Origin of the sequence: Amycolatopsis dendrobii, from assembly GCF_014145675.1 — a bacterium.
GTDB lineage: Bacteria > Actinomycetota > Actinomycetes > Mycobacteriales > Pseudonocardiaceae > Amycolatopsis > Amycolatopsis dendrobii.
The window spans coordinates 528275-551193 of the sequence record NZ_JACGZW010000005.1 but is presented as its reverse complement, the minus strand read 5'-3'; the positions used below and the strand labels follow the sequence as shown (position 1 = coordinate 551193).

At 71.0% G+C, this 22919-nt stretch carries 25 protein-coding genes; 9 read left to right on the top strand and 16 right to left on the bottom strand.

Translation table 11 applies throughout. The features are described 5' to 3' along the window. Positions 1-2: 2 nt before the first annotated feature. From H4281_RS17575 to H4281_RS17565, 3 genes are all read right to left on the bottom strand, one after another. Complete coding sequence (locus H4281_RS17575; RefSeq protein WP_182891991.1) at positions 3-1100, bottom strand: MFS transporter; 1098 nt, start codon at positions 1098-1100, stop codon at positions 3-5. A gap of 1114 nt (positions 1101-2214) precedes the next feature. After that, entirely contained in the window at positions 2215-2973 is a 759-nt protein-coding gene (locus H4281_RS17570; RefSeq protein ID WP_182891990.1) for a S1 family peptidase, read from the bottom strand. A 616-nt stretch (positions 2974-3589) separates the two neighbouring features. Then, a complete protein-coding gene (locus H4281_RS17565) occupies positions 3590-4801 on the bottom strand; it encodes a DUF8814 domain-containing protein (RefSeq protein ID WP_182891989.1) in 1212 nt (403 codons plus the stop codon). 173 nt (positions 4802-4974) lie between these two features. Between H4281_RS17565 and H4281_RS17560 the strand changes: the two genes are divergently transcribed. Next, a complete protein-coding gene (locus H4281_RS17560) occupies positions 4975-5811 on the top strand; it encodes an SDR family oxidoreductase (protein ID WP_182891988.1) in 837 nt (278 codons plus the stop codon). Positions 5812-5832: 21 nt separating this feature from the next. On the opposite strand, the gene H4281_RS17555 is transcribed toward H4281_RS17560, so the two are convergent. From H4281_RS17555 to H4281_RS17545, 3 genes are read right to left on the bottom strand one after another with little or no spacing between them, the layout of a single operon-like run. Then, positions 5833-6225: an Imm1 family immunity protein gene (locus H4281_RS17555; protein ID WP_182891987.1), complete on the bottom strand. Its 393-nt coding sequence runs from the start codon at positions 6223-6225 to the stop codon at positions 5833-5835. Between the two features lie 30 nt (positions 6226-6255). Continuing rightward, complete coding sequence (locus tag H4281_RS17550; RefSeq protein ID WP_220507322.1) at positions 6256-7497, bottom strand: RNA polymerase sigma factor; 1242 nt, start codon at positions 7495-7497, stop codon at positions 6256-6258. Beyond that, the gene (locus H4281_RS17545; RefSeq protein ID WP_009076620.1) at positions 7497-7895 is read right to left on the bottom strand and encodes a YciI family protein; all 399 of its coding nucleotides are present in this window, start codon (positions 7893-7895) and stop codon (positions 7497-7499) included. Before H4281_RS17545 ends, H4281_RS17550 begins: the two co-directional genes overlap by 1 nt. Before the next feature lie 207 nt (positions 7896-8102). Between H4281_RS17545 and H4281_RS17540 the strand changes: the two genes are divergently transcribed. Further along, entirely contained in the window at positions 8103-8894 is a 792-nt protein-coding gene (locus H4281_RS17540; RefSeq protein ID WP_182891985.1) for a thioesterase family protein, read from the top strand. Positions 8895-8903: 9 nt separating this feature from the next. Here H4281_RS17540 and H4281_RS17535 read toward each other — a convergent pair whose 3' ends face one another. Together H4281_RS17535 and H4281_RS17530 are read right to left on the bottom strand one after the other, a co-directional pair. After that, positions 8904-9278: a hypothetical protein gene (locus H4281_RS17535; RefSeq protein ID WP_182891984.1), complete on the bottom strand. Its 375-nt coding sequence runs from the start codon at positions 9276-9278 to the stop codon at positions 8904-8906. A 32-nt stretch (positions 9279-9310) separates the two neighbouring features. Next, positions 9311-10087 (bottom strand): GntR family transcriptional regulator, encoded by a 777-nt coding sequence (locus H4281_RS17530; protein WP_182891983.1) that lies wholly within the window; start codon positions 10085-10087, stop codon positions 9311-9313. Between the two features lie 96 nt (positions 10088-10183). On the opposite strand from H4281_RS17530, the gene H4281_RS17525 reads away from it, so the two are divergent. Continuing rightward, positions 10184-11236: a YeiH family protein gene (locus H4281_RS17525; RefSeq protein WP_182891982.1), complete on the top strand. Its 1053-nt coding sequence runs from the start codon at positions 10184-10186 to the stop codon at positions 11234-11236. 4 nt (positions 11237-11240) lie between these two features. On the opposite strand, the gene H4281_RS17520 is transcribed toward H4281_RS17525, so the two are convergent. Further along, positions 11241-11513 (bottom strand): hypothetical protein, encoded by a 273-nt coding sequence (locus H4281_RS17520; protein ID WP_182891981.1) that lies wholly within the window; start codon positions 11511-11513, stop codon positions 11241-11243. A 94-nt stretch (positions 11514-11607) separates the two neighbouring features. On the opposite strand from H4281_RS17520, the gene H4281_RS17515 reads away from it, so the two are divergent. After that, positions 11608-12114 carry a putative immunity protein gene (locus H4281_RS17515; RefSeq protein WP_182891980.1) on the top strand — a complete coding sequence of 169 codons (507 nt, stop codon included), beginning with the start codon at positions 11608-11610 and terminating at the stop codon, positions 12112-12114. On the opposite strand, the gene H4281_RS17510 is transcribed toward H4281_RS17515, so the two are convergent. From H4281_RS17510 to H4281_RS17495, 4 genes are all read right to left on the bottom strand, one after another. Beyond that, a complete protein-coding gene (locus H4281_RS17510) occupies positions 12111-13730 on the bottom strand; it encodes an ABC-F family ATP-binding cassette domain-containing protein (protein WP_182891979.1) in 1620 nt (539 codons plus the stop codon). The two genes, H4281_RS17515 and H4281_RS17510, sit on opposite strands and share 4 nt — an antisense overlap. A gap of 115 nt (positions 13731-13845) precedes the next feature. Then, on the bottom strand, positions 13846-15372 hold the full coding sequence (locus H4281_RS17505; RefSeq protein ID WP_182891978.1) for a catalase: 1527 nt from the start codon (positions 15370-15372) through the stop codon (positions 13846-13848). Then, on the bottom strand, positions 15369-15809 hold the full coding sequence (locus H4281_RS17500) for a Fur family transcriptional regulator (protein WP_182891977.1): 441 nt from the start codon (positions 15807-15809) through the stop codon (positions 15369-15371). The genes H4281_RS17505 and H4281_RS17500 overlap by 4 nt, the downstream gene beginning before the upstream one ends. A 62-nt stretch (positions 15810-15871) precedes the next feature. Further along, complete coding sequence (locus H4281_RS17495; protein WP_182891976.1) at positions 15872-16507, bottom strand: TetR/AcrR family transcriptional regulator; 636 nt, start codon at positions 16505-16507, stop codon at positions 15872-15874. 67 nt (positions 16508-16574) lie between these two features. On the opposite strand from H4281_RS17495, the gene H4281_RS17490 reads away from it, so the two are divergent. The 3 genes from H4281_RS17490 (at position 16575) to H4281_RS17480 (ending at position 18102) form a co-directional block, all read left to right on the top strand. Then, positions 16575-16853, top strand: coding sequence for a hypothetical protein (locus H4281_RS17490; protein WP_167754362.1), 279 nt, complete (start codon positions 16575-16577; stop codon positions 16851-16853). Next, positions 16850-16990 (top strand): hypothetical protein, encoded by a 141-nt coding sequence (locus H4281_RS17485; RefSeq protein ID WP_220507445.1) that lies wholly within the window; start codon positions 16850-16852, stop codon positions 16988-16990. Before H4281_RS17490 ends, H4281_RS17485 begins: the two co-directional genes overlap by 4 nt. Before the next feature lie 158 nt (positions 16991-17148). Further along, positions 17149-18102 carry an alpha/beta hydrolase gene (locus tag H4281_RS17480; RefSeq protein WP_182891974.1) on the top strand — a complete coding sequence of 318 codons (954 nt, stop codon included), beginning with the start codon at positions 17149-17151 and terminating at the stop codon, positions 18100-18102. Between the two features lie 170 nt (positions 18103-18272). On the opposite strand, the gene H4281_RS17475 is transcribed toward H4281_RS17480, so the two are convergent. The 3 genes from H4281_RS17475 to H4281_RS17465 all read right to left on the bottom strand — a co-directional run bounded on the left by H4281_RS17475 (position 18273) and on the right by H4281_RS17465 (position 21009). Further along, positions 18273-19376: a PucR family transcriptional regulator gene (locus H4281_RS17475; RefSeq protein ID WP_182891973.1), complete on the bottom strand. Its 1104-nt coding sequence runs from the start codon at positions 19374-19376 to the stop codon at positions 18273-18275. A gap of 22 nt (positions 19377-19398) precedes the next feature. Continuing rightward, positions 19399-19866 carry an HNH endonuclease gene (locus H4281_RS17470; protein WP_182891972.1) on the bottom strand — a complete coding sequence of 156 codons (468 nt, stop codon included), beginning with the start codon at positions 19864-19866 and terminating at the stop codon, positions 19399-19401. Positions 19867-20127: 261 nt separating this feature from the next. Beyond that, entirely contained in the window at positions 20128-21009 is an 882-nt protein-coding gene (locus tag H4281_RS17465) for a LysR family transcriptional regulator (protein WP_182891971.1), read from the bottom strand. A gap of 69 nt (positions 21010-21078) precedes the next feature. Here H4281_RS17465 and H4281_RS17460 point away from each other — a divergent pair, with 69 nt between their 5' ends. Next, the gene (locus tag H4281_RS17460) at positions 21079-21945 is read left to right on the top strand and encodes an EamA family transporter (RefSeq protein WP_182891970.1); all 867 of its coding nucleotides are present in this window, start codon (positions 21079-21081) and stop codon (positions 21943-21945) included. Positions 21946-21995: 50 nt separating this feature from the next. Then, complete coding sequence (locus tag H4281_RS17455; protein WP_182891969.1) at positions 21996-22913, top strand: hypothetical protein; 918 nt, start codon at positions 21996-21998, stop codon at positions 22911-22913. Positions 22914-22919 lie beyond the last annotated feature (6 nt).

Here is a 22919-nt window from a genome sequence, read left to right as displayed (position 1 = left end):
TTCTATTTCTTCACCCGCAGGAACATCGCCGCCGCGGTGAAGGCCGCGCTGACCCAGAACGCCGCACGCGCGTGCGCCGCATCAAGGACGACGGCCCCCGCCACCGCAGGCCCGGCCACCGCCCCGAGATTGAACGCCGTAGTCGCGATCGCCCCGGCCACCCGCGGCGCATCCTCGCTGGCAGACGTGACAATCGCAGCGATCAACGCGGACCCGGCCCCGAACGCCATCGCCCCGGTGACCAACGCTGATGCGACGAGCCCCGGAAGACTCTGCGCCGCGAAGAACGCCGCCACCCACACGGCGGTCAGCACTGCCGTGCCCGCTTTGACGATCCTCGGCCCTGCCTTGCCCGCGACGGTGACGCCGACGAACGATCCCACTCCGAACACCGCCAGCACGACCGGAACCCATCCCGGCGGGGCGGTCATCGTGCCGAGGTAGGTGAACGCCGCGAACGTCCCGCCGTTGACCAGCACGCCCTTGACCACGGTCGCCCTGACGCGCGGTCGCGTCAGGACCCGCCACTCGCGATACACCGGGCTTGTGGCCGGCGGATTGTCGAACTTTGCTGTTGTCAGCGCGATGGCGGCCGCTGCCGTGATCGCCGCGATAGCCCAGAACGCGGCCTGCCATCCGGCGTGCTGACCGAGCAGTGTCCCGGCCGGAACGCCGACGATGCACGCGAGCGTGACACCGGACAACAGCACGGAAGCCGCCCGCCCGACGGCGTCCTCCGGGACGAGCGCTGGCAGCGCCGCGAGCGCCACCGCGAGAAACCCCGCGTTGGCGAACGCCGCGAGGGCGCGGGTGGCGAGGAGGAGCGGGAAGTCGGTGGTGAGGGCACCGACGATGTGCACTGCGGAGAAGAGGCCGAGGAAGGTGAGGAGCGCCATTTTGCGCGGCAGTTTGCTGCCGAGCATCGCGAGAACTGGTGCGCCGACGACCATTCCCGCCGCGAAGAGCGACGTGAGCAGCCCGGCGGTACCGATGGAGACACCGGTGCCCGCGGCGATCTGGGGGAGAAGCCCGGAGAGGACGAACTCGGACGTGCCTTGGGCGAAGACCGCGGCGGCTAGCAGGAAGATGAGGGGTGGCAAGGGAATCGACTCCGATGAGCTGTCGGCGTCCGGGGACGCCTGGGGGCTGTGGACGGTTCGCTTGCGGAGTGGGGTGGCTCGGGTTCGCGTGCGGCAGGCCGTTGGCCTGGGTCCAGGCCGCAGTTGGGCCGGTCGGAGCTTTGCCGCGGCGTGATGGCCGCGAGCAGGCCTCGTCCGGATACTGCGGTGCCGGGAATGGGTTGCCAGGTCTGCTGTGCTGCCGAGCATGCGCTGCCGGAGGCTCCGCCGTGTGCAGGCTTTGCCAGCGGTGCTAAGCATGCTGTGCCCGCGGTGCTGTAACGCGGGGCATGCTTCGCCAGCGGTGCTGAGCGCGCTTTGCCGGTTGCCTTGCGTGCACCGGCTTTGCCCGCAGTGCTGTAGTGCCGAGGGCGCCTTGCCTGCGGTACGCGGTGCCGAGCGCTGCTTTCGCCAGCGGTGCTGAGCATGCTTTGCCGGTTGCCTTGCGTGCACCGGCTTTGCCTGCGGTGCTGTAGCGCCGAGCATGATTTGCCCGCGATGCCGTGGTGCCAAGCACGCTCTGCCGGTGGCTCTCTGTGCGCAGGCTTCGCCAGCACACATATCGAACGGCAAGCTTTGCCCGTGGCGTCAGACTTCACCGCGAAGTGGCCACCGTGCGCAGTCTTGGCGCTGGCTGGCCAACCTTGCCGTCGGCGCGATTCGTTCGCACACGGCGGCCCGGCGCTATGCCTGGCCGCCGTGCGTGGTCACGCCGGTGAGAACCGGCATACACCACGCACGAGAACCTGTTCAGAGCACAGCTCAACCGCAGGGTATCCGCGGTGAAACTTCCGCCGGTCAGCCCGGCGCGGGAATGAACCCCGGCACCCGTCACTCCGCCGCCCAGGTTGCGGCTGGGCGGCTACCGTCTGCTGGCCTCCGGCGACGTCATGCCCTGGACTTTACCTTGCCGTGCTCAGGGAGTCGCGCGCATTCCCCTGTTCCTCCCGTGGGGAACGGAAATCCGGCCAGGCCGCGCATCGTGGGGTCGCCGGGGCGCGGCCGTCGTCGACAGCCGGAGTTCGCGTTCGGATCCCGTGCGGGGCGAACGAGGAGCGCCGATCCGGACAGCGCGGCACCGGTTGGTCTCGCGGGTTCAGTTGAGTCCGGCGTGGGCGGCGATATCGTCGGCGAACGATGTCACCCTGGTGTACATCCCGGGTTTGCCGGGCTTTCCGCATCCGTCGCCGTACGAGACGATGCCGACCACCGTGTCGCCGACTACCAGCGGGCCTCCGGAATCTCCTTTGCAGGCGTCGATACCGCCGTTCGGGTAGCCGGCGCACAGCATGCTCGCCGCGGAGTACTCCGGGTATCCGGTGCGGCAGGCGGAGTCGCCGGCTATGGGGACGGTGGCTTGGCGCAGGTAGTCCGACCGGTCGCCGCCGTCGGCGAGCCGGCCCCAGCCCAGGACGGTGGCATTGGTTCCGGCGGGGTAGCGGCTCGGATCGCGGGCCAGGCCGGCGGGGCGGTAGGGGAGCGAGCCGCGGACGGTCAGGACTGCGACATCCGCACCTTGTTGCGGCGTCTGGAAATCCGGGTGTTGCCACGCGGCGGACACGGCGCGGACGACGCCGTCCTGGCTGCGTTTGTCTTCTCTTCCGGCTACTACGCTGAGTTCGCCGATCGGGACGGTGGCGGCGCAGTGCGCGGCGGTCGCGACCGCGGTGCGGCTGACGATGACGCCACCGCAGAACTGGGTTCCGTGACTGTCCACTAAGTACACAGCGTACGGATGTTGTGTCAGTGAAGCCTTTTCTCCGCCGATGACGGTCGGAGCGGCACTTGCGGCGGACAGGCTCAGGCTGATGACGGACAAGACGACGGCGACGATGAAAGCCAATCGGCGTGGCATAGCGGACCCCCTCGGCTGCGGCAGCGCACGAGAACCACTTTAACCGGCGGTTGAGCGGAAAACCGTCGCTGAACCGGGTGGAAACCGCGGGAGCCCGGATCCGGGCTCCCGCGGCGGGTGAGGCGGGATCGCTTGCGAAATTCGGCTCGGGCAAAGGAATCGCGGGCAGAGTGCGGGGGAAGGCTTGCGGTGAAGGAGGCTGACCGATGGGGCCAGGGCGAAGAACGGCTGAGGAAACGGGTTTCGGGAACGCGGGGGAAGCGAGGGCAGTGGCAGGGAAGCGAGGTTCTCGGAGTGAAACCTGGCGACGGCGGCGTCGTCGGCAAGGAACTGCCCAGCAGTCGAATACTCGAACGGCGGCCTGGCCGGAGCCGCCGGCGCGGAGTCGGCCGCAAGCACTGCTCCGAGACCTGGCTGCTTCAGCGGGAGCGCGTTGAGAAACAGCGGTGCGGAACCATCCCGAACTCAGTGTCGGGTCCGTTCGCTTCGGCGGACAAGGCGAGGGGAGCCGGCCCGAGGACCGAGTGCCGGAAAGCCGCGATCAACTCGGCAGACCGAACGGGGGCCACCGGTGCGAAGCCGGCCCCAGGCCTCGCACCGGCAACCCCCGGGCACTTCAGCAGAGCGGAGCCACCGGCCCGTCCGAGCCGGTCTTCACGTACGTGTCCGAGATGTAGTGGCCGGGCCCGATCCGGTCCCAGATCTTGCTCGTCCCGAACTTCCCGGTCACCGTGTCCCCGTTGACGTAGCACTCGATGTTCACCTTGGCGTAGTTGGCCGCCAGGCCCTTCACCGACGAGGACGTGTGCGCGCCCGACCGGACGTTCACCGGGTCGCCTGCCGTTTGGACGAGGCCGGTCGCCGCGGCGGAGCCGGTCCACAGGTAGGCGACCTTCACGTTTCCGTTGTCCCCGAGGCCGACACCCGAGCTGAAGGTGCCGTCGGCCAGGTCGATGCCCGCCGGGTTGCCCACCTTGTACCCGAGATCGTCGCGGCCGCCGTTGTAGCCGTTGTGGTAGGCGGCGTACGCCTCGGGCTGGCCTTGCGGCAGGTCTTTGTACTCGGCGCGCACCGAGGGCGGGTTCCAGTAGTCGTCCTTGGTGTTCCACGGGCCGACGTCCCAGACCGGCGCGTATTCGCAGCGGCTGTTGTCCGTCTTGCACACTCGCACGGTGTAGTTGCCGGTTCCCTTGGGCGACAAGGCTTTTCCGGACGGCAGCGCGACGAAGTGGTCGTTGCTCGCGATGACGTGGCCGTTCGCGGTGGTGTGGCCGGCGAGGCCTTCGCGGGTGGCGTAGACGGTGTAGGTCAGCGGGGTGGCCGCGGTGATGGCGTTCGCCTGCGGGGACAGGGAGCCGGTCAGTTCGACGTCGCGCACGGTGGGGCGGGCGGCGGTCGTGCCGGACAGCGTGATCCTGGTCTGCACGATGCTCACCGCACGCGGGAGCGCGGTGCCGGCAGGGGTCCATTCGGTCCAGTCGCCGGCGCCGGATCGGCCGCGGACGTCGACGTCGACCGAGGTGCCCTGCGGCGCGTCGGCGGAGATCTCGGCGGCTACCCGGTTCACCGGCGCGGGCAGGCGCCGTTCGGCGGAGAGCAGGTAGCCCTCGCTGCCCGCGGCCCGGTCGGCGGGTCTCCACGCGGCGTCTCGCAGCGTGAGCGTGCCGCTGGCCGCGGCGACGTTGACGTCGTCGCTGTCCACCGAGGACAGATCGGCTCGCCAGGTTCCCGACGCCTCGGCAGCGCTCGCGGGCGTCGCGACTGCGGCGACCGCCCCCGCGGCGAGCAGTGCGGCGACCGTGCGCCGGACCGTCACATTCCCGACCACGACGGATCTCCCTTCACTCGTCCGAATCGAACTGCCGGAGTGTCGGAGGGATCCGTACACGATCCATACAACGATCTCGCCCGGTCGTGTACCGGACGCGGGAGGTTGACAGCGGGGAGTAATGAGCTATAGCTTTGCAAACAAAGTTAATTTAAGAGCAAAGGAAGTATGGGATGACCATCCTGGTGACAGGGGCGCGCGGGAATGTCGGGAGCGAGGTCGTCCGGGTGCTCCGCGAGGGCGGACACGAGGTGCGTGGGTCGGCGCGTGACGCGACCGCGCTCAACCTGCCGGACGCGGTGTCGGTGGATCTCGCCGCGGAGGGCGGGTTCGAGGACGCGCTGTGCGGCGCAGACGCGATCTTCCTGTATCCGGCTCGGCCGAACGGTGCGGCGGATTTCCTTGCCGCAGCGAAGAAAGCCGGGGTTTCGTACGTTGTGCTGCTGTCCTCGCCGGACGTCTACGAGGGGTCGGCGGACAATCCGATCCGGCGGGGGCATCTGCCCGCGGAGGCGGCGGTGGCGGAGTCCGGACTGCCGTTCACGGTGCTGTACCCCGGCTGGCTGATGGGCAATACCCGGCGCGACTGGGGTGCGGCGATCCGGGCCGGTGAGCCAGTGCGGCTCTTCTCTCCGGAGTCGCAGTTCACGCCGACGGCCGAGGCGGACGTGGCCGCGGTAGCCGCGAGGTTGCTTGCGGAGCGTAGCTATCCGGGGCGAATGCTCACGGTGACCGGGCCGGAGTCGATGACGCAGCGTGCGATCGTCGAGACCCTGGCGGAGGAATTGGGTCGCTCGATCGAAGTGGTGACCGAAACTCGCAGCGAAGCGCTGGAACGGCGTCCGGAGTGGATGCCCGCGGCGGTCCTGGAGCACCTGATGGACGTGGAGGAGGCAGCAGTGGGCCGCCTCGCGCCGGTGAACAACACGGTGGAGCGGTTCGCGGGACGAGCGACGTCATTCCGCGAGTGGGCGCGGGCGCACAAGGACGATTTCGCCCAGCGCCCATAGAAAGTCCACTGTGGACAGTGGCTACGCGGTCTTCCAGGAAACGCACGCGGGTCGCGTCTGGGATTCGCACAATTCCCGCACCGCGCGCAGCACTTCCTCGGCGGAAACCTCGCTCCCGGAGGGCTGCGGGAAGTGCGCTCCCTGAAGGCTGCAGTAGTCGACCGGTTCCTCGCCGACGCCGTTCGCGGGCAGGAAAGTCTCGCCGTTTTCGTGCCACGTCAGGCTTCCGCGCGCACCGCGCAAACCGGCGACCAGGTACGGCGTCCGCGGCTTCCGGCCCGCGTACAGCCACCAGACGATCCCGGCGTCCGGCGTGGGCGGTTCGGCGGAGCGCAGGGCGGAGAGCACGTCGTCGACAGTCGCCTCGGTGACGTCGTACCCGGTCCGGCGACGGGCGTCTTCGATGCTCGCCATGGTGCGCTCCGCTCGTGAAGTGTCCTGATACTACTCGGTGCCGATCGGCGAGCGACTTGTGGAATGGCTGGCGCGCAGCCGGGCCGCGCGCAGCGTCAGATAGCGCTGTTCGGCGGTGTTTCCGGTGCGGGCGGCGGCCGCGGTGTAGTGGCGGATGGCTTCCTCTCGTTCGCCGGCCAGCTCCAGCAGGTGCGCCCGGGCGGCGGCGAGGCGGTGGTGGTCGGGAAGCCGGTCGTCGAGTTCGGCGAGCATCGTGAGCCCGGCGTCCGGCCCGTGCACCATCGCAGTCGCGATCGCGCGGTTGAGCGTTACGACCGGGTTGCCGGTCAGGGCTTCGAGCCGCGTGTACAGCGTGAGCACGCGCGGCCAATCGGTGTCCTCGGCCCGCAACGCGATGTCGTGCGTCGCGGCGATCGCGGCTTGCAAGCGGTATTCGCCGATGCCGTCGCGGGCCAGCGCGGCGGTGATGAGCGCGACGCCTTCCCGGATCAGCGAACGGTCCCATCTCGCCCGGTCCTGCTCGGCGAGCGGAATGAGGTCGCCGTCCGGTCCGGTGCGAGCCGGACGGCGGGCGTCGGTGAGCAGCATCAGTGCGAGCAACCCCGCCGCTTCGCCGTCGTCCGGCAGCGCGGCGTGCAGCAGCCGCGCCAGCCGGATCGCCTCCGCGGACAGTTCGGTCCGGTGCAGACGGCGGCCGCCGCTGCTGGTGTAGCCCTCGTTGAACACGAGGTACAGCACGTGCAGCACGGACCGCAGCCGCGCCTGCCGCTCGTCCGCGGCGGGCATCCGGAACGGCAGGCCGGACTTCTTGATTTTCGCCTTCGCCCGGCTGATCCGTTGCGCCATCGTGGTTTCCGGCACGAGGAACGCGCTGGCGATCTCCGCGGTCGTCAGGCCGCCGACCGCTCGCAACGTCAGTGCGATCGCCGACGCCGACGTCAGCGACGGATGCGCGCACAGGAACAACAGCGTCAGCGTGTCGTCGCGATCCGGCACCTCGGCGCCCGGCGGCTCGGCGGCGACGGTGTCCTCGCGCCGCCGCCGGGCCTGGTCGCTGCGGAAGCTGTCGATGACCCGGCGGCTGGCGGTCTGCAGCAGCCAGCCGCGGGGATTCTCCGGGATCCCCTCGGCGGGCCAGTGCTGCACCGCGGCGAGGAGAGCCTCCTGCGTCGCGTCCTCGGCCGCGCCGAAATCGCCGGACCGGCGCGCGAGGACGGCGAGGACCTGGGGCGCGAGCGCGCGCACCAGGTCCTCGACCTCGGGCTGCGACATCACACCTCCGGCGCGCTCATCACCTGGCGCACCTCGATCGGCACCCGCAGCGGCGCGCCTTCGGGCCCGGGCGCGGCCGAGACCCGGGTGGCGATCTCCAGCGCCCGCGCCTCCGATTCGACGTCCACCACCCGGTATCCGGCCAGCAGTTCCTTGCCCTCCGGGAACGGCCCGTCGGTGACGACCGCGCCGCCCTTGCCGTCCGCCACCACGGTCTTCGCCGCCTCCGGCCCGGCCAGGCCCTCCGCTTCGACGAGTTCCCCGGCCTCGGTCAGTTCGGCGTTGAGCACGTGCTGGAACTGGATGTGCGCGCGAATGTCCTCGGGGGCCCATTCCGGCAGCGGCACGTCGCAGTCCTCGCCCTGGGCGTAGGTCTGCAGCAGCATGTACTTCGGCATAGCGTTTCCTCCAGTGTCCGGCTCGCCGCTTCCGGGCGGGCTCACCAAGGGAACGGAACCCGCGCACCGTCCTCGACACGCATCGCGGACATCTTGCCGGGAATATCGGCGAGCGCGGGGCGGAACAGGTGGCGTGGGTCTCAGTGCCCGGGACGTCCGAATGGCCTAGCAGGTAGGTTGCGGGAAGCAACTCACCTGGAGGGAACCGTGAGCACGACGACCTTCGCCGCGGTGTCCGCGGTCAAGCAGCATTCGGACACCGGGTTCAGCGTCGACCTCAGCCCGGCGTGGACCATCGGCGGCCGCCCGAACGGCGGCTACCTGCTGGCCACGATCGCCCGCGCGGCGACTGTCGTTTCGGGGCATCCGGACGTGCTCGCGGCCAGCGCGCACTACCTGCGCTCGCCCGAACCGGGCCCGGCGGAGATCGAGGTCGAGGTGCTGCGCACCGGCCGGACTGCGACCCAGCTGCGCGGACGGCTGCTCAAGGACGGCGTGCCGCAGGTCGAGGCTCTGCTGACGCTGGGCGTGCTCGGCGAGGCCGAACCGTTCTGGCAGGACGGCGTGCCGCGGCCGGAATTCGGCCCGTTCCCGGAGGAGCCGTGGGGCCCGGCCGTGCTGACGTCCGGCATCCCGATCACGATCCGCGACGAGATCGACGTGTACTTCGACCGTCCGCTCGCCGACGGGCCCAGCGGCCGCGGCGAACTGCGCGCCCTGCTCGCGCTGCCCGGCGACGAGCCGTTCGACCCGGTCAGCCTGCTGTTCGCGGTCGACGCCCTGCCGCCGGCGACCCTCGACGTCGCGCCGTCCGGCTGGGTCCCGACGCTCGAACTGACCGCCTACGTGCGGGCGCATCCGGCTCCCGGCCCGGTGCGCGTGCTGCACCGCGCCCACCTGATCGGCGACGGGCGGGTCGACGAGTCCTGCCACGTGTGGGACAGCGCCGGGACGCTGGTCGCGCAGGGCACGCAGCTGGCCGGGATCCGGATCGGCTGAGTTCCTGAGCTACTGCCCCGGGTACGGCGGCTGCTGCTGCGGGTAGCCGGGGTACGGGGCGGGCGGCAGCGAGCCGGAGAACGTCGGCGCGGCCGCTGGCGAGTTCATCGACATCAGCAGGTTTTCGACGGTCCTGCGGCGCGCGCCCGCGACGACCGCGACAGCCATGATCTCGAGCGCGAGGCCGAGCACGAACCAGAACAGGTGGTAGCTGGTCAGCGCCTCGAGGTCGTGCTCGTAGCACCACGTGGTCGCCTCCCCGTTCCGCGAAACCTCGCAGTACCAGTGCGGCTTGGCGATCAGCACCATGATCAGCCCAACCCCGATGCTGGCCAGCCCAAGGACCATGAAGAAGACCTGCAGAATCCGCGCGAAGATCGACATGCGCGGAGCGTAGCGACCCAATGCCCGCCGGGTCAGCGGGTTCCGGCAAGTGCCCCCGTCGTGACCAACCGGTACCCGGTGCGCCCGGAAAACTCGGCCGTCAGCGCGAACCGGTCGCCGCGCACCAGCGTGTGCCGCCATTCGATGCGTTTGCCCGCGCTGGTGCCGAGGCGTCCGATGGAGAACGCGCCGACCGTTTCGCCGCAGCCCAGCAGGGTGCGCTCGGCGCGGGTCGGCACGACGGCGCGGATCTGCTCCTCGCCGTGGTCGAGCCGGACGCCGGTGCGGCGATGGAGTTCGCCGTACAGGCTGGTGTGCTGGAAATCCGCGTCCAGCAGCGGCCGGGCGAGTTCGGCGGGCAGCCACACCCGGTCGACGGCCAGCGGGTCGTTCCCGGCCAGCCGCACGCGTTCGAGGTACAGCAGGGGAGTGGAGCCCTCCAGCGACAAGCGTTCGGCGACCACCGCGTCCGCGCGGATGTCGAGCCTGCGCACGACGCTGTGCTGGTCGAGACCGGCCTCCTCGACCGCGGCGAAGAGGCTGTAGAGCGCGCCGAGCGGCTGCTGGATCTCCGCGGCCGCCGCGACGCGGGGCTGGCGGCCGCGTTCGGCGATGAGCGTGCCGTCCGCGCGCAGTTCCCGCAGCGCCTGCCGGACGGTCTGCCTGCTGACGCTGTATTCGTCGGCGAGCGCGAGCTCCCCGGGGAACGCGCTGTCGAATTCCCCGGCGCGGATGCGCACCAGCAGCCGCTGCTGCAACTGCCGCCACAGGGGCTGCCCGCCGGTGCGGACCAGCTCTGCCTCGCCCATGCCGGGAACACTACCGCTTGCCAAATGTACGGACAGCTCTTAGATTAAATGTACGTACATTACCGAGGAGGCCAGAGTGCGCACAGGAGTGAACCGGTGACCGGCGCGACGCTGGGAGCGGCGCGCGCGACGGTGCAGTGGCGGGCGAAGCTCGCCCGTCCGGTGCCGGGGCTCGCGGTCGCGCTGCTGGTCGCGGCGGTGGCGACGGCGGGCGGCAAGCTCGTTCCGGTGGTCGGCGGGCCGGTGCTCGCGATCCTGCTCGGCGCGGTCGCCGGCGCGGTCGTGCCGGGGCTGCGCGGCTGGCGGTTCAGCCCGGGCTACGCGATCGCGTCGCGGCCGGTGCTCCAGCTGTCGATCGTCGTGCTGGGCACGGGGCTCTCGATCCAGCAGGTGGTGCACGTCGGCGGGCAGTCGCTGCCGGTGATGCTCGGCACGCTCGCGGTCGCGCTCGGCGGCGCCTGGGTGCTCGGCAGGCTGCTCGGCGTCCGCGGGGACACGCAGACGCTGATCGGCGTCGGCACCGGCATCTGCGGTGCGTCCGCGATCGCGGCGACCAGTGCGGTGCTGAAGCCGAAGGAAGCCAATATCGCTTACGCGCTCGGCACGATCTTCACCTTCAACGTCGCCGCCGTCCTCCTGTTCCCGCCGCTCGGACACGCGCTCGGGATGTCGCCGCACGCGTTCGGCCTGTGGGCCGGAACCGCGGTGAACGACACGTCTTCCGTCGTCGCGGCTTCCTACGCGTACGGCGGCGACGCCGGCTCGTACGGCCTCGTCGTGAAGCTCACCCGCACGCTCACGCTGATCCCGATCGTGCTCTTCCTCGCCGTGCTCGTCGCACGCAAGCAGTCCGGCGGCCGGGTTTCCTTGCGCGCCATGCCTTGGCACCGGCTGGTCCCGCCGTTCCTGATCGGCTTCCTCGCCGCCGCCACGGTGGAAAGCGCGGGCTGGATCCCGCAGTCGTGGCACGCGCCGCTGTCGACGCTCGGCACCTTCCTGATCACGATGGCGCTCGCCGGGATCGGTCTCGCGCTCAAGCCGTCCGACCTGCGCAAGGCAGGGCACAAGCCGCTGCTGATGGGGGCCATCCTGTGGGTCGCGGTCGCCGCGTCGAGTCTCGGGCTGCAGGCGCTGACCGGCGGGATGTGACGCGCTAGCGCACGCGCGGATTCCGTTTCCGCCGCCTGCGCTCGGCAAAAGCCGCCAGCAGCCGGGGCACTCCTCGGCTCCGGCGCACGAACACCAAGGATTCGCCGCGTGGGGCCGGTTCGGTCCCCGCGGCGTTTTCGTCGCGCCGTCCGCGCCGGAACTCGCGGAGCCCGGCGGCGAACTCGTCCGGGTCGCCGCCGACGTCCGGGTGATGGGTGCGCACGAACCGGCGGTAGGCCGCCTTGTCGGCCTCGGACCATTCCGTCCGCTCGTCCACCGCCGTCCTTCCCCGGTTGAAGGTTTCACTGGAGGTTCCTGCCGGAAGTCGCGTTGAACTGCCAACCGGCGGTTCAACGATACAGTTCAAGCACATGACCGAGAAGATCGAACTCGACCTGTCCGAGCTTCGCGCCGTCACGGCCTACGCGGTGGCTTGTGCGGAGCCCGCGCTGCCGATCTTCGAACAAGCCCGTCCAGGCGACCGCCGTCCGCACGACGCGATCGAGTCGGCCCGGGCGTTTGCTCAGGGAGCCAAGCGCAGCAAGGCGATTCGCGACGGCGCGTGGGCGGCGCAGCGGGCGTATCAGGAAACGCGCGATGCCGGTCAGGCCGCGGCGAGCGAGGCCGCGCGGGCCGCTGTCGCCGCTGCTGGCGCGGCGTTTCTGCATCCGCTCGCGAAGGCGACTCAGGTGTGGCACATCCTCGGTCCGGCCGGGCACGCGGCGTATGCGTTCGAGTTGGCCGGATTGACGGTTCAGCACCCGGCGGCTGATCCGGTGGTGGTCCGGGTGCTGTCGCGGTATCCGGCGGCTCCGGGCGGCCGGGGCCGGGCGGGGGAGTGGGTGCGCGAGCTGGATGCCTTGCTGCGCAAGGGTTAGCGAACCCGTTCCACCCGCCGCTCGTCCCAGACCGGTTCCGGGGTTTCGCGGACCGCGCCGTCCGAGCCGAAGACCAGGTAGCGGTCGAACGAGCGCGCGAACCAGCGGTCGTGGGTGACCGCGAGCACCGTGCCCTCGTACGACTCCAGCCCGTCCTGCAGCGCCTCGGCCGATTCCAGGTCGAGGTTGTCGGTCGGCTCGTCGAGCAGCAGCGCGGTGGTTCCGGCCAGTTCCAGCAACAAGATCTGGAACCGCGCCTGCTGTCCGCCGGACAACCGGTCGAATGCCTGCTCGCCCTGGCGATGCAGCTCGTATCGGCGCAGCGCGGCCATCGCCGCGCCGCGATCGGCCGCGTGCTCCGTCCACAGCACGTCGACCAGCGTGCGGCCGGTCAGTTCCGGGCGCGCGTGCGTCTGCGCGAAATGGCCGGGCACGACGCGTGCGCCGGTCTTCCACTCGCCGGTGTGCGCGACGTCGCCGCCCGCGAGCAGCCGCAGGAAATGCGACTTCCCGGAGCCGTTCGAACCGAGCACCGCGACGCGCTCGCCGAAGAAGATCTCCAGCGAGAACGGCTTCATCAACCCGGTCAGTTCCAGGTTCTTGCAGGTCACCGCGCGCACGCCGGTGCGGCCGCCGCGCAGCCGCATCCGGATGTCCTGGGGACGCGGCGGTTCCGGCGGGGGACCGGCCTCCTCGAACTTCCGCAGCCGGGTCTGCGCCGCCTTGTACCGCGACGCCATCTCGTCGCTGCGCGCGGCGTACTGCTGCATGTCCCGGACCAGGCGTTTGAGCTGGGCGTGCTTCTCGTCCCAGCGGCGGCGCAGTTCGTCGTAGCGGGCGAACCGTTCCTGGCGCGCTGCGTGATACGTGGCGAAACCGCCGCCGTGCACCCAGGCGTCCGCGCCGTCGCCGCCGGGCTCGACGCTCACGATCTTGTCCGCCGCGCGCGCGAGCAATTCGCGGTCGTGCGAGACGAACAGGACGGTTTTGCGGGTTTCCTTCAGCCGGGCTTCGAGCCAGCGTTTGCCGGGGACGTCGAGGTAGTTGTCCGGCTCGTCCAGCAGCAGGACCTCGTCCGGCCCGCGCAGCAACGCTTCCAGCACGAGCCGTTTCTGCTCGCCGCCGCTGAGCGTGCGCACGAGCCGCCGGCGCGCGCGGTCGAACGGCACGCCGAGGGCCTCGGTCGTGCACATGTCCCACGTCGTCTCGAACTCGTATCCGCGCGCCTCGGCCCAGTCGCTGAGTGCCTGCGCGTACTGCATTTGCGCGGCCTCGTCGTCGACCTCAAGCAGCCGTTCCTCGGCCGCGTCCACCGCCAGTGCGGCGTCGCGAACCCGTTGTGGGGCAACCGAAACCAGCAGATCGCGCACCGTGCGCTCGTCGCGCACCGATCCGACGAACTGCGCCATCGCGCCCAGCCCGCCGGAGACGGTGACCGAGCCCTCGTCCGGCTTCAGCTCTCCCGACAGCATCCGCAGCAGCGTGCTCTTGCCCGCGCCGTTAGGGCCGACCAGTGCGACGACCGCGCCCTCGCCGACCCGGAACGAGACGTCGCCGAGCAGCGGACGCCCGTCGGGCAGCACGTAGCGCAGATGCGCGGCCTCCAAATGCCCCATGCCCGCGCACTCTACCCAGGCAGCCGCGAATCGCCGCACGGTTTTTCGGCTGTCCACAGAGGACACGAAGCGGCGGCGCCGGTCTGCGCCGGCGCCGCCGCTCGTGCGGATCGCCTTATGCCTTCCGCTGCATGCTCTCCCGTGCCGGGTTGGCCTGCTCGCCCGCCTTCGGGTCCTTCTCGTTCTGCTTCGCGCGCACACCGGACTCGACGCGGTCGCCGAGGTCCTTGTCCACGTTGTGCCAGTACTCGAACGCCCGCTTCAGCACCGGTTCGGTCACGCCGTTCAGCAGGTGGCCGACGATGTTGTCGACCAGCCGTTCGCGCGCGGCGTCGTCCAGCACCTCGCGCACCATGGTGCCCGCCTGGCCCCAGTCGTCGTCCTCGGCGTGGTCGACGTAGGCCGAGCGGACCATCTCGCCGTCGGCGTGCCAGCCCGCGGGCGTGCCGTAGCGTTCGGTGTCCGCGCGCGGGCCGCCCTTGGAGTTCGGCGCGTACACCGGGTCGGAGACCTTGGCGTAGCGCATCGCGCCGTCCTTGCTGTAGCTGTGCACCGGCGCGACCGGCGCGTTCACCGGCAGCTGCTTGTAGTTCGCGCCGATCCGGTACCGGTGTGCGTCGGCGTAGGCGAAGATCCTGCCCAGCAGCATCCGGTCCGGGCTCGGGCCGATGCCGGGCACCAGGTTGTTCGGCTCGAACGCGGCCTGCTCGATCTCGGCGTGGTGGTCGGTCGGGTTGCGGTCCAGCGTCATCTTCCCGACCTCGATCAGCGGGTAGTCGCCGTGCGGCCACACCTTCGTCAGGTCGAACGGGTTGAACCGGTAGGTCTTCGCGTCCTCGAACGGCATCACCTGGACGTGCAGGGTCCAGCTCGGGTGGTCGCCGCGCGCGATGGCCTCGAACAGGTCGCGGGTGTGGTAGTCGGTGTCCGCCGACGCCATCTGGTCGGCCTCGTGCTGGGTGAAGAACTCGATGCCCTGGTCGGTCTTGAAGTGGTACTTGACCCAGAACTTCTCGCCCGCGGCGTTGACCCACATGTAGGTGTGCGAGCTGTAGCCGTTCATGTGCCGCCACGTGCGCGGGATCCCCCGGTCGCCCATCAGCCAGGTGACCTGGTGCGCGGACTCCGGGGACAGCGTCCAGAAGTCCCACTGCATGTCGTGGTCGCGCAGGTTGCTGTCCGCGCGGCGCTTCTGCGACCGGATGAAGTGCTGGAACTTCAGCGGGTCCTTGATGAAGAACACCGGGGTGTTGTTGCCGACGAGGTCGTAGTTGCCCTCGGTGGTGTAGAACTTCAGCGCGAACCCGCGCGGGTCGCGCCAGGTGTCCGGGCTGCCGCGTTCCCCGGCCACCGTGGAGAACCGGGCGGCCATCTCGGTTTTCGCGCCGGGCTGGAACACCGCCGCCTTGGTGAAGCGGCTGACGTCGTTCGTCACTTCGAAGCGCCCGAACGCGCCGCTGCCCTTGGCGTGCGGCTGCCGCTCCGGCACCCGTTCCCGGTTGAACTGCGCCATCTGCTCGATCAGGTAGTGGTCCTGCAGCAGGATCGGGCCGTCCGGGCCGAGGGTGAGCGAATGCTCGTCGCTCTCGGCCGGGATCCCGGAGTCCGTGGTGGTCGCCGGGGGTTTCGGTTCTTCGGTCATCTCGCGAGCTCCTCGTGGTGTTCGGAAACGCCGGAGCAGCCGGGGCACAGACCCCAGAAGACGATCTCGGCCTCGTCGACGGCGAACCCGTGCCGGTCGTGCGGCGTGAGGCAGGGGGCCTCGCCGCGGACGCAGTCGACGTCCTCGGCCCTGCCGCAGCGCCGGCACACCACGTGATGGTGGTTGTCGCCGGTCCGCCGTTCGAACCGTGCCGGATGCCCGGACAGCTCGATCCGGCGGACGAGACCCGCGTCGCCGCACGCGGCGAGCACGTCGTAGACCGCTTGGATCGACACGCTGCCCAGGCTTTCGCGCACGCCCGCGGCGATCGCCTCGACAGTGGCGTGCGGGTGCTCGCCGAGCCAGCCGAGCACGGCTTGCCGCGGCTTGGTGACGCGCAGGCCCGCCGCTCGCAGCGTCGCCGCCGAGTCCGGCATCGGAGTCCTCCCCGGGATCTGGAACCGCTCCAGTTCCGCCGGTTACCCGGTCTCCGCGCGGCTCACACCTGGGTGTCACCCGCCGGTCGGACGAGTTCGGCGAGATGCGCCCGGAGGACGGCGACGCACTCCTCCGGCGAGGTGAGTTCCGGCTGCAGCACGGCCCGGAAAGCGATCCCGTCCAGCAGCGCGGCCAGCCGGGGCGCTTCGACCTCGGGGTCCTTCGGCTCGAACCGGCCGCTGCGGGCCTGGGCGTCGAGGATGCGGCGGGCCAGTGTCACGGTGCCCTGAACCGCCTCGCGGGCCAGGTCGTCCAGACCCGGGTCGGCGCGCGCGGCCATCAGGAATTCGACCAGCACGGTCACCTCGGTGCGCCGGCGCTCGTCCAGCGGCAGCAGTTCGCACAGGAACTCGGCGAGCTGGTCTACGGCCTCGTCCGGCGGCAGTTCCGACAGCGAACCGATCTTCTCGCGGCGTTCGACGAGCCGCGCGGTCGTCCGGTCGATGGTGGTGCGCATCGCGAACCGCATCAGCGCGTGCTGGCTGTCGAAGTAATGCCGCACCGAGCCGATGTTCAGGCCCGATTCCGCGGCCACCGCGCGCAGCGAGACCGCGTGCAGCCCGTCCTTCGCGGCCAGCCGCAGCACCGCGTCCGCGATGTGCGCGCGCCGCTCTTCCCCGTCCACCACTCTAGGCACTGGACTTTTATATCACAGACGTGATAGAAACAGTTTGTATCACAGGTGTGACAGAAAGGGGTGCGCTGTGGAGACGGTGCTGAACATCCTGCTGATCCGGTTCGGCATCATCGCCGGGATCGTGGTGGTCGTCGGGCTGGGCGCGTTCGCGCTGATCGTTTCGCTGCGGCGGCGCGGCAAGGGGGAGCGCGTGCGGGAAGGCGCGGCGGTGCTGGCGAAATCCGCGGCAAGGGCGATGGACCGGCGCGGCGCGCGGGGCGTGCGCGGGCGGGTCGGCGGCGAGGTCGTGCGCCAGGCCGCGCGGTGGCTGGACGAGGACCCGGGCCGGAAGCGGTCCGGCCGGTGAACGCGGTGCTGGCCGACGGGGACGAGATGCTGCAGCACCTCGCGCACGATCTCTTCGTGAAGGGGCTGATCGTGCTGGGGGCGGTGCTGGTGGCGGTCGTCGGGATCGTGGTGATCTGGAAGAAAGTGGGGCGCTGAGGGGTCGGGAGGCAGCGCCGGGCGCCTTCCGGGCACGGGCGCGGGGACGCCGCGCCGGTCGGCGGGACAACCGCGCGCGGTACGCGCCATGTGGCGGTGCCTGCCGGGGCCGGGATTTCGGCACGATGGAGTCTTCCCCTGGAACACGGAGGCCGTCGATGAGTTATCCGTTCGATCCCGAAATCGCCGCCGCGGTCCCGATGCTGCCCGAGGTCGACCTCGTCGACGTCGCGGCCGCGCGGGCGGGCATGGCCGAACTGATCGCCTCGATGCGAGGAGACTTCGACGACAACGGCGTCAGCACGCGCGACGAGTCCGTGCCCGGTCCCGAAGGCGCGCCGGACGTCCCGGTCCGTATTTACACGCCCGATCGCGTCGCGACGAATGCCTTGGTGTTCGACATCCACGGGGGCGGTTTCGCGCTGGGCGACCTGGAGGTCGACCACGCGTCCAACGTCGAACTGGCCCGCGATCTCGGCGTCGTGATCGTGTCGGTCGAGTACCGGCTCGCGCCGGAGAATCCGTATCCCGCCGGGCTGGAGGACTGCTACGCGGCGCTCGAATGGTCGGTCAAGCACGCGGACGAACTGGGCGTCGATCCGGAAAAGGTGGTGCTGTACGGAGTGAGCGCGGGCGGCGGGCTGGCCGCGGCGCTCGCCCTGCTGGCCCGCGACCGGGGCGGCCCCGCGGTCGCGTTCCAGTTCCTCGCCGTGCCCGAACTGGACGACCGCCTCGAGAGCGGCAGCATGCGCCAGTTCTCGGACACGCCGATCTGGCACCGGGGTGCGGCCGAGTTGAGCTGGGACTACTACCTCGGCGGCGCGGGCAAGCGCGGCGGCGCGGACGTCCCGGTCTATGCGGCGCCGGCCCGGGCGACCGACCTCTCGGGACTGCCGCCGGCTTATGTGTCGGTGATGGAGTTCGATCCGCTGCGCGACGAGGGAATCGCCTACGCACAAGGACTTTTGGCGGCGGGGGTGCCTGCGGAACTGCACTTGTTCCCTGGCACTTTCCACGGTTCCGGGGTGATCCAGCACGCGACGGTGAGCCGCCGGGAAGCCGTGGAACGACGGGCTGTGCTGTCCCGGGTGCTCGGGGTCGAGGCGGACTGAGGCTGGGCGGTCGGGTCGTCGCGGCTTGCCGGGGCGGCCGGAATCGCTTGTGCTGGGCCGATTCCGGCGCGCTTCCACAACTCGCGTCCGCTGTGGACAGTTCGGCCGAAGGCGGCGGGGTTTGCCGGTGGAGGACGATAGAGTGGAAACCGGGGGTGCCCCCGCGCCCCTCACGCAGACTCCGCCAGCCTCCGCGCCACCAACGCGAGCCGCGCCCGGAACCGCCCCGCCGGGTCGTCCAGCGACCATCCCAGCGCGTCCTCCACATGCGCCAGCCGCGCCGCCACCGAACTGTGGTGCCGGTGCAGCGCGATCGCGGCCTGGCGGAGGGAACCCGTGCGGCAGAAGGCTTCCAGGGTTTCCAGATCGCCGCTCCCGGCGAGCGCGTTCAACGCCCGCACGTCCGGCTGCGCGCGCAACTGCTCGACCGGGATCTCCGCCAGCAGCGTCACCGCGCCGAGATCCTCGTGCACGATCAGCGGCCGCGCCGTCGCCGCGAATCGTTGGGCCAGGCGGGCTTGCAGCCACGAGCGCCGTGCTTCGAGGCCGTCGACCGCGTCGCCGACCCCTACCCGGACGGAATCCGGGAGCGTACGGTCCTTGGCCCGCAAGGCCAACGTCTCATTCAGCGCCGGCACGACCGAATCCGGGCCCTCGCGCGGCTGCAACAGCACCGCGGCGACCCCGCCGACCACGGCCACCCGCGCACCGAGCGGTTTGCCGCGGGCGACGAGCGCGACCGCGTCCGCGCCGGCATCGCGACCGGCGCCCGAAGCGACCGCCACCACTCGCAGCGGGCGCGCGGTGTCCAGGCCGAGCAGGGTCAGCGCCCGCGCCCGGTCCTCGTCCGCCGCCTGCTCGCCCAGCACCAGCTCGACCAGCGCCGGGTCGGCGAGATGCGGCGCGGCGGGCGGCGGTTCGACCGGGTTGAGCACCTTCGCCGAGATCGCGAGCCGTTCGAGCACCAGGTCGTCGAGCGGACCCGGCTCGCCCGCCCGTTCCAGCCAGACGCGCCCGGCGCCCTCGAGGTCCGCGACGACCGCGCCGGGCGGCGCCGGGCCGTCGCCGCCGGGTTCGCCGGTCGGCCGGTACCGGAGCACGGTTCCGTCGGCACAGCGAATCCCGGCGACGCATTCCGCAAGAAAAGCCGTCGCGCGCAGCAAATCCGGCAGCGTCGCCCGGCGGGCGATCAGCTCGTCGAAATACGCGATGACGCGCACCGCCGTTTCCGCGCCGGAATCGACCGCGGACAACCGCAGCAGCAAGCCCTTCACGAGTGCCAGCCTAGCGCGAGTCTCATGTGGACAGTCCGGCCAGCGGGTGCAGTTCCTCCCACCGCGGGACGCGCGGCGGGAAGCGCAGCGTCAGCCCGGCTTCCGCGGGCGTGCGGTCGGCCTTGCGCGCGTTGCAGCTGCGCGCCGACCCGCCGCAAGCCGCGACGGTGTTGAGCCAGCTCGTGCGCGCACCGCCGCGCGAAACCGGCGTGATGTGGTCGACCGTGGTGGCCCGGCGCCCGCAGTAGGCGCACGTGTGCCGATCGCGTCGCAGCACGCCGGAACGCGACCAGCGCGGCGGCCCGGAATAACGCCATTTCATGACGACGTAGCGCAGCAGCCGCACCACCTTCGGCCGCGGGAAGACGCCGAGGTCGGGCCCGTCGCTTTCGTGGACGACCGCGACCTGGCGGACCAGCATCCGGATGGCATGGGGGAGCGAGACGGTGTGCAGGGGCTCGTAGCCGGCGTTGAGAACCAGGACTCCCATGGCGACGGGCACCTCCTTTCCGGGGCTGAACGGGCCGCGAACGCAAAAGCCGCCCGGCCGGCGTTCCGGCGGGCGGCTCCTCGCTCACGGCGTGGCAGGCCACGTCATGGCGCGGAGCCGGGAATGCCCGACAGGTGCATGCGTTCGTCGCGACGCGGCATTCCGTGGATCCTTTCGTGGCTGTGGACGACTTCATCATTGCCGCCCCGCGCCGCCGCGTCAACGGAAAATGATCGCCCCCGCTTCAAGATCCACAGTGGACTATCGCGTGCGCGCGGAAGCGGTTTTCGGCGGCGTCCGGTACAACTCGCCCAGCAACGCCACCGCGGCGTGCGTGGCCGGATGCGGATCGCGGGCGCGCCAGGCGAGCCGGACCGGCACCTGCGGGGCGTCGCGGACCCGCCGGTACACAATGCCGTCGCGGCGATACTGCGTCATCGTGGAATGCGGGGTGACGCCGACGCAGCGCCCGGTGGTGATGGCGGCGAGCCAGTCGTCGACGTCGTGCGTGTACTCGATCCGCGGGCGCGATTCCGGCGGCCACAACTCGGCGGAAGTGGTGCCGGTGCGCGGATCGATCACCAGCAGCCGCGACGCGAGATCGGCGAGCGTGACGGTGCGGCGTCCGGCGAGCGGGTCGTCGGCGGCCATGGCGCAGTAGCGGTCCTCGCGGCCGACCGTCGCGTGCGCGTACTTGCCCGGCGGCACCTGATGGCGCACCACGGCGAGATCGGCGAGCCCTTCCGCCAGCCCGGCGGTCGCGGTGTTGGCGCGCACGAGCAGCAGTTCGACGTCCGGGTACCGCGCTGCCCAGCGACGCTGGAACTCCGCGGTGTGCCTGCCCATCGCCGACCACGCGTGGCCGATGCGCAGCCGCGTGTGCCCGGTGGTCGCCTCGCGCACGAGCTCGTCGGCCTCGGCGAGCAGATGCCGGGCGCGGGCGAGCACCTGGACGCCCGCGGTCGTCGGCTCGAGGCTCCGGCTGGTGCGATGCAGCAGCTGCACGCCCAGAACCCGTTCCAGCGAGGCCAGATTCCGGGATACCGCCGCCTGCGAGACGCCGAGTTCGGCCGCGGCGTCGGTGAAGGTGCCCGCGTCCACGATCGTCACGAGGCAGCGCAGCTGACGCAGCTCCAGATCCATGCGTCCAGCGTATCGCTGATGCGGTCAATGCATTTTGCGCATGGATCGGCCGACTGCATGCTCGACCGCATGGCGACTACGGAACTCGCTCCGCGAACACGTGGCGACGCACGGGCGGCCGGTGCCGCGATGCTGCTCGGAAGCGCGCTGTCGAACCAGGTCGGCGGGGCGACCGCGGCGCTCGCGTTCCCGGTGCTCGGCCCGCCGGGCGTGGTGGCGGTCCGCCAATGGGTGGCGGCGGTGGTGCTGCTGGCGGTCGGACGCCCGCGGCTGCGGACCTTCACCGCACGGCAGTGGTGGCCGGTACTCGCTCTGGCCGCGGTGTTCGCGACGATGAACCTCTCGCTCTACACCGCGGTCGACCGGATCGGTCTCGGACTGGCCGTGACGCTGGAATTCCTCGGCCCGCTGTCGATCGCTCTCGCCGGCTCCCGGCGCCGGACGGACCTCGCGTGCGCGGTGGCCGCCGCGGTCGCGGTCGGCGCGCTGATGCGGCCGCGGCCGAGCACCGACTATCTCGGGATGGGGCTCGCGCTGGTCGCCGCGTCGTGCTGGGCCTGCTACATCCTGCTGAACCGGACCGTAGGCCGTCGCCTGCCCGGGGCTGCGGGCTCGGCTGCCGCCGCCGGGGTGTCCGGTCTGCTGTACGTGCCGATCGGGCTGTTCGCGATGCTGCACCACCCGCCGACTTCGGGCGCTCTCGCGGCGGCGCTCACCGCCGGACTGCTTTCGTCGGCGCTGCCGTTCCTCGTCGATCTGGTGGCGTTGCGCCGGGTGCCGACGCAGTTCTTCGGCGCGTTCATGAGCGTCAACCCGGTGATGGCCGCGCTGGTCGGACTTGTGCTGCTGGACCAGCGGCTCGACGCGGTCGCGTGGGCGGCGATCGGGGTCATCGTGGCGGCGAACACGGTGGCGGTGCTGCGGCGGGCCGGGTAATTGTCGGTGCGGCGGGATAACGTAGGCGTCGTCGGCAAGGGAGGTGTGGCATGGTGCGGATCGCTGATCAGGAGTGGCCGTCGACGGTCGTGCCCGCCGACGCGCGCGAACGCGCCCAGTCGACGGGCGTGCTGGTCCGCCGCATGGGCTGGGTGTCCGAGCGGCTGACCCGGGAGGAACGCGACGACGTCGAGCGGCAGCTGGAATTCTGGTACTCCAACGGATACTGCCCGGACGCGCTGCTGATCGCGATGAGCGCGCTGCCGGACGGGACGCGCCAGCGGCCGCGCCGCGCCAGCGAAAAGCCGGGCGACTTCCTGCGGTCGCGGATGAAGGGCTGGTTCGTCGACGAGTCCGCCGCCGCAGACCTGACCGAGGTGCGCGAACCGCCTCGGCGCGGGCAGACCTTCGAGGCTTGGCTCGCGAACCGGCGCAAGCAGGCGGCTGACGAGGGCACGTATCAACGGCGTTCGCGGCTGACCGACGCGGGGGAGCGGGCCCGGGCCGAGGCCCGCACGATCGCGGCGTCCCGGCGGAAGGATCCGCTCGCGCGCGTGCGCGAGAGCGAACGTCGGCGTGCGGCGGCGTTGGAGAGCCTGCGGGTGGTCGGCGAGGCGGTCGAGGTGCCGCCGCCGCCGGCCTCGGCGGGCGCAACGCCGCGAATGGTGGCTTCGTTCGCTGGACGGCAGTCGTTGGCCGCGCATTCGCCGCAGGTGCTCCGGATTGTCGAGCGGTTGCGGGCGGAGAAGCGGGGGCCGTCGGCGGCGGAATTGGCGGTGCTGCGAAACGCGGTTCGCGACGCGCACCACAATGCCGGGCTCGGGACGTTGGAAGCGGCGAGCGCGGAAGTCAACGACGTGGATTCGCTGACGCCGGACGGGCAGCGGATCAAGGATTTCCTCGCACGTGCGGCGGACGACCGGCTGCCGCTTGACGCGACTGTGCGGTTGCTTCACTCGATGCGGTGAGCTGCG

What these genes read in the sequence shown, in the direction of transcription:
- H4281_RS17570 (WP_182891990.1), bottom strand. Translation starts at nt 2,973, where the DNA reads ATGCCACGCCGATTGGCTTTCATCGTCGCCGTCGTCTTGTCCGTCATC.
- H4281_RS17560 (WP_182891988.1), top strand. Translation starts at nt 4,975, where the DNA reads ATGACCATCCTGGTGACAGGGGCGCGCGGGAATGTCGGGAGCGAGGTC.
- H4281_RS17555 (WP_182891987.1), bottom strand. Translation starts at nt 6,225, where the DNA reads ATGGCGAGCATCGAAGACGCCCGTCGCCGGACCGGGTACGACGTCACC.
- H4281_RS17550 (WP_220507322.1), bottom strand. Translation starts at nt 7,497, where the DNA reads ATGTCGCAGCCCGAGGTCGAGGACCTGGTGCGCGCGCTCGCGCCCCAG.
- H4281_RS17545 (WP_009076620.1), bottom strand. Translation starts at nt 7,895, where the DNA reads ATGCCGAAGTACATGCTGCTGCAGACCTACGCCCAGGGCGAGGACTGC.
- H4281_RS17535 (WP_182891984.1), bottom strand. Translation starts at nt 9,278, where the DNA reads ATGTCGATCTTCGCGCGGATTCTGCAGGTCTTCTTCATGGTCCTTGGG.
- H4281_RS17530 (WP_182891983.1), bottom strand. Translation starts at nt 10,087, where the DNA reads ATGGGCGAGGCAGAGCTGGTCCGCACCGGCGGGCAGCCCCTGTGGCGG.
- H4281_RS17515 (WP_182891980.1), top strand. Translation starts at nt 11,608, where the DNA reads ATGACCGAGAAGATCGAACTCGACCTGTCCGAGCTTCGCGCCGTCACG.
- H4281_RS17510 (WP_182891979.1), bottom strand. Translation starts at nt 13,730, where the DNA reads ATGGGGCATTTGGAGGCCGCGCATCTGCGCTACGTGCTGCCCGACGGG.
- H4281_RS17505 (WP_182891978.1), bottom strand. Translation starts at nt 15,372, where the DNA reads ATGACCGAAGAACCGAAACCCCCGGCGACCACCACGGACTCCGGGATC.
- H4281_RS17500 (WP_182891977.1), bottom strand. Translation starts at nt 15,809, where the DNA reads ATGCCGGACTCGGCGGCGACGCTGCGAGCGGCGGGCCTGCGCGTCACC.
- H4281_RS17480 (WP_182891974.1), top strand. Translation starts at nt 17,149, where the DNA reads ATGAGTTATCCGTTCGATCCCGAAATCGCCGCCGCGGTCCCGATGCTG.
- H4281_RS17470 (WP_182891972.1), bottom strand. Translation starts at nt 19,866, where the DNA reads ATGGGAGTCCTGGTTCTCAACGCCGGCTACGAGCCCCTGCACACCGTC.
- H4281_RS17465 (WP_182891971.1), bottom strand. Translation starts at nt 21,009, where the DNA reads ATGGATCTGGAGCTGCGTCAGCTGCGCTGCCTCGTGACGATCGTGGAC.
- H4281_RS17460 (WP_182891970.1), top strand. Translation starts at nt 21,079, where the DNA reads ATGGCGACTACGGAACTCGCTCCGCGAACACGTGGCGACGCACGGGCG.
- H4281_RS17455 (WP_182891969.1), top strand. Translation starts at nt 21,996, where the DNA reads ATGGTGCGGATCGCTGATCAGGAGTGGCCGTCGACGGTCGTGCCCGCC.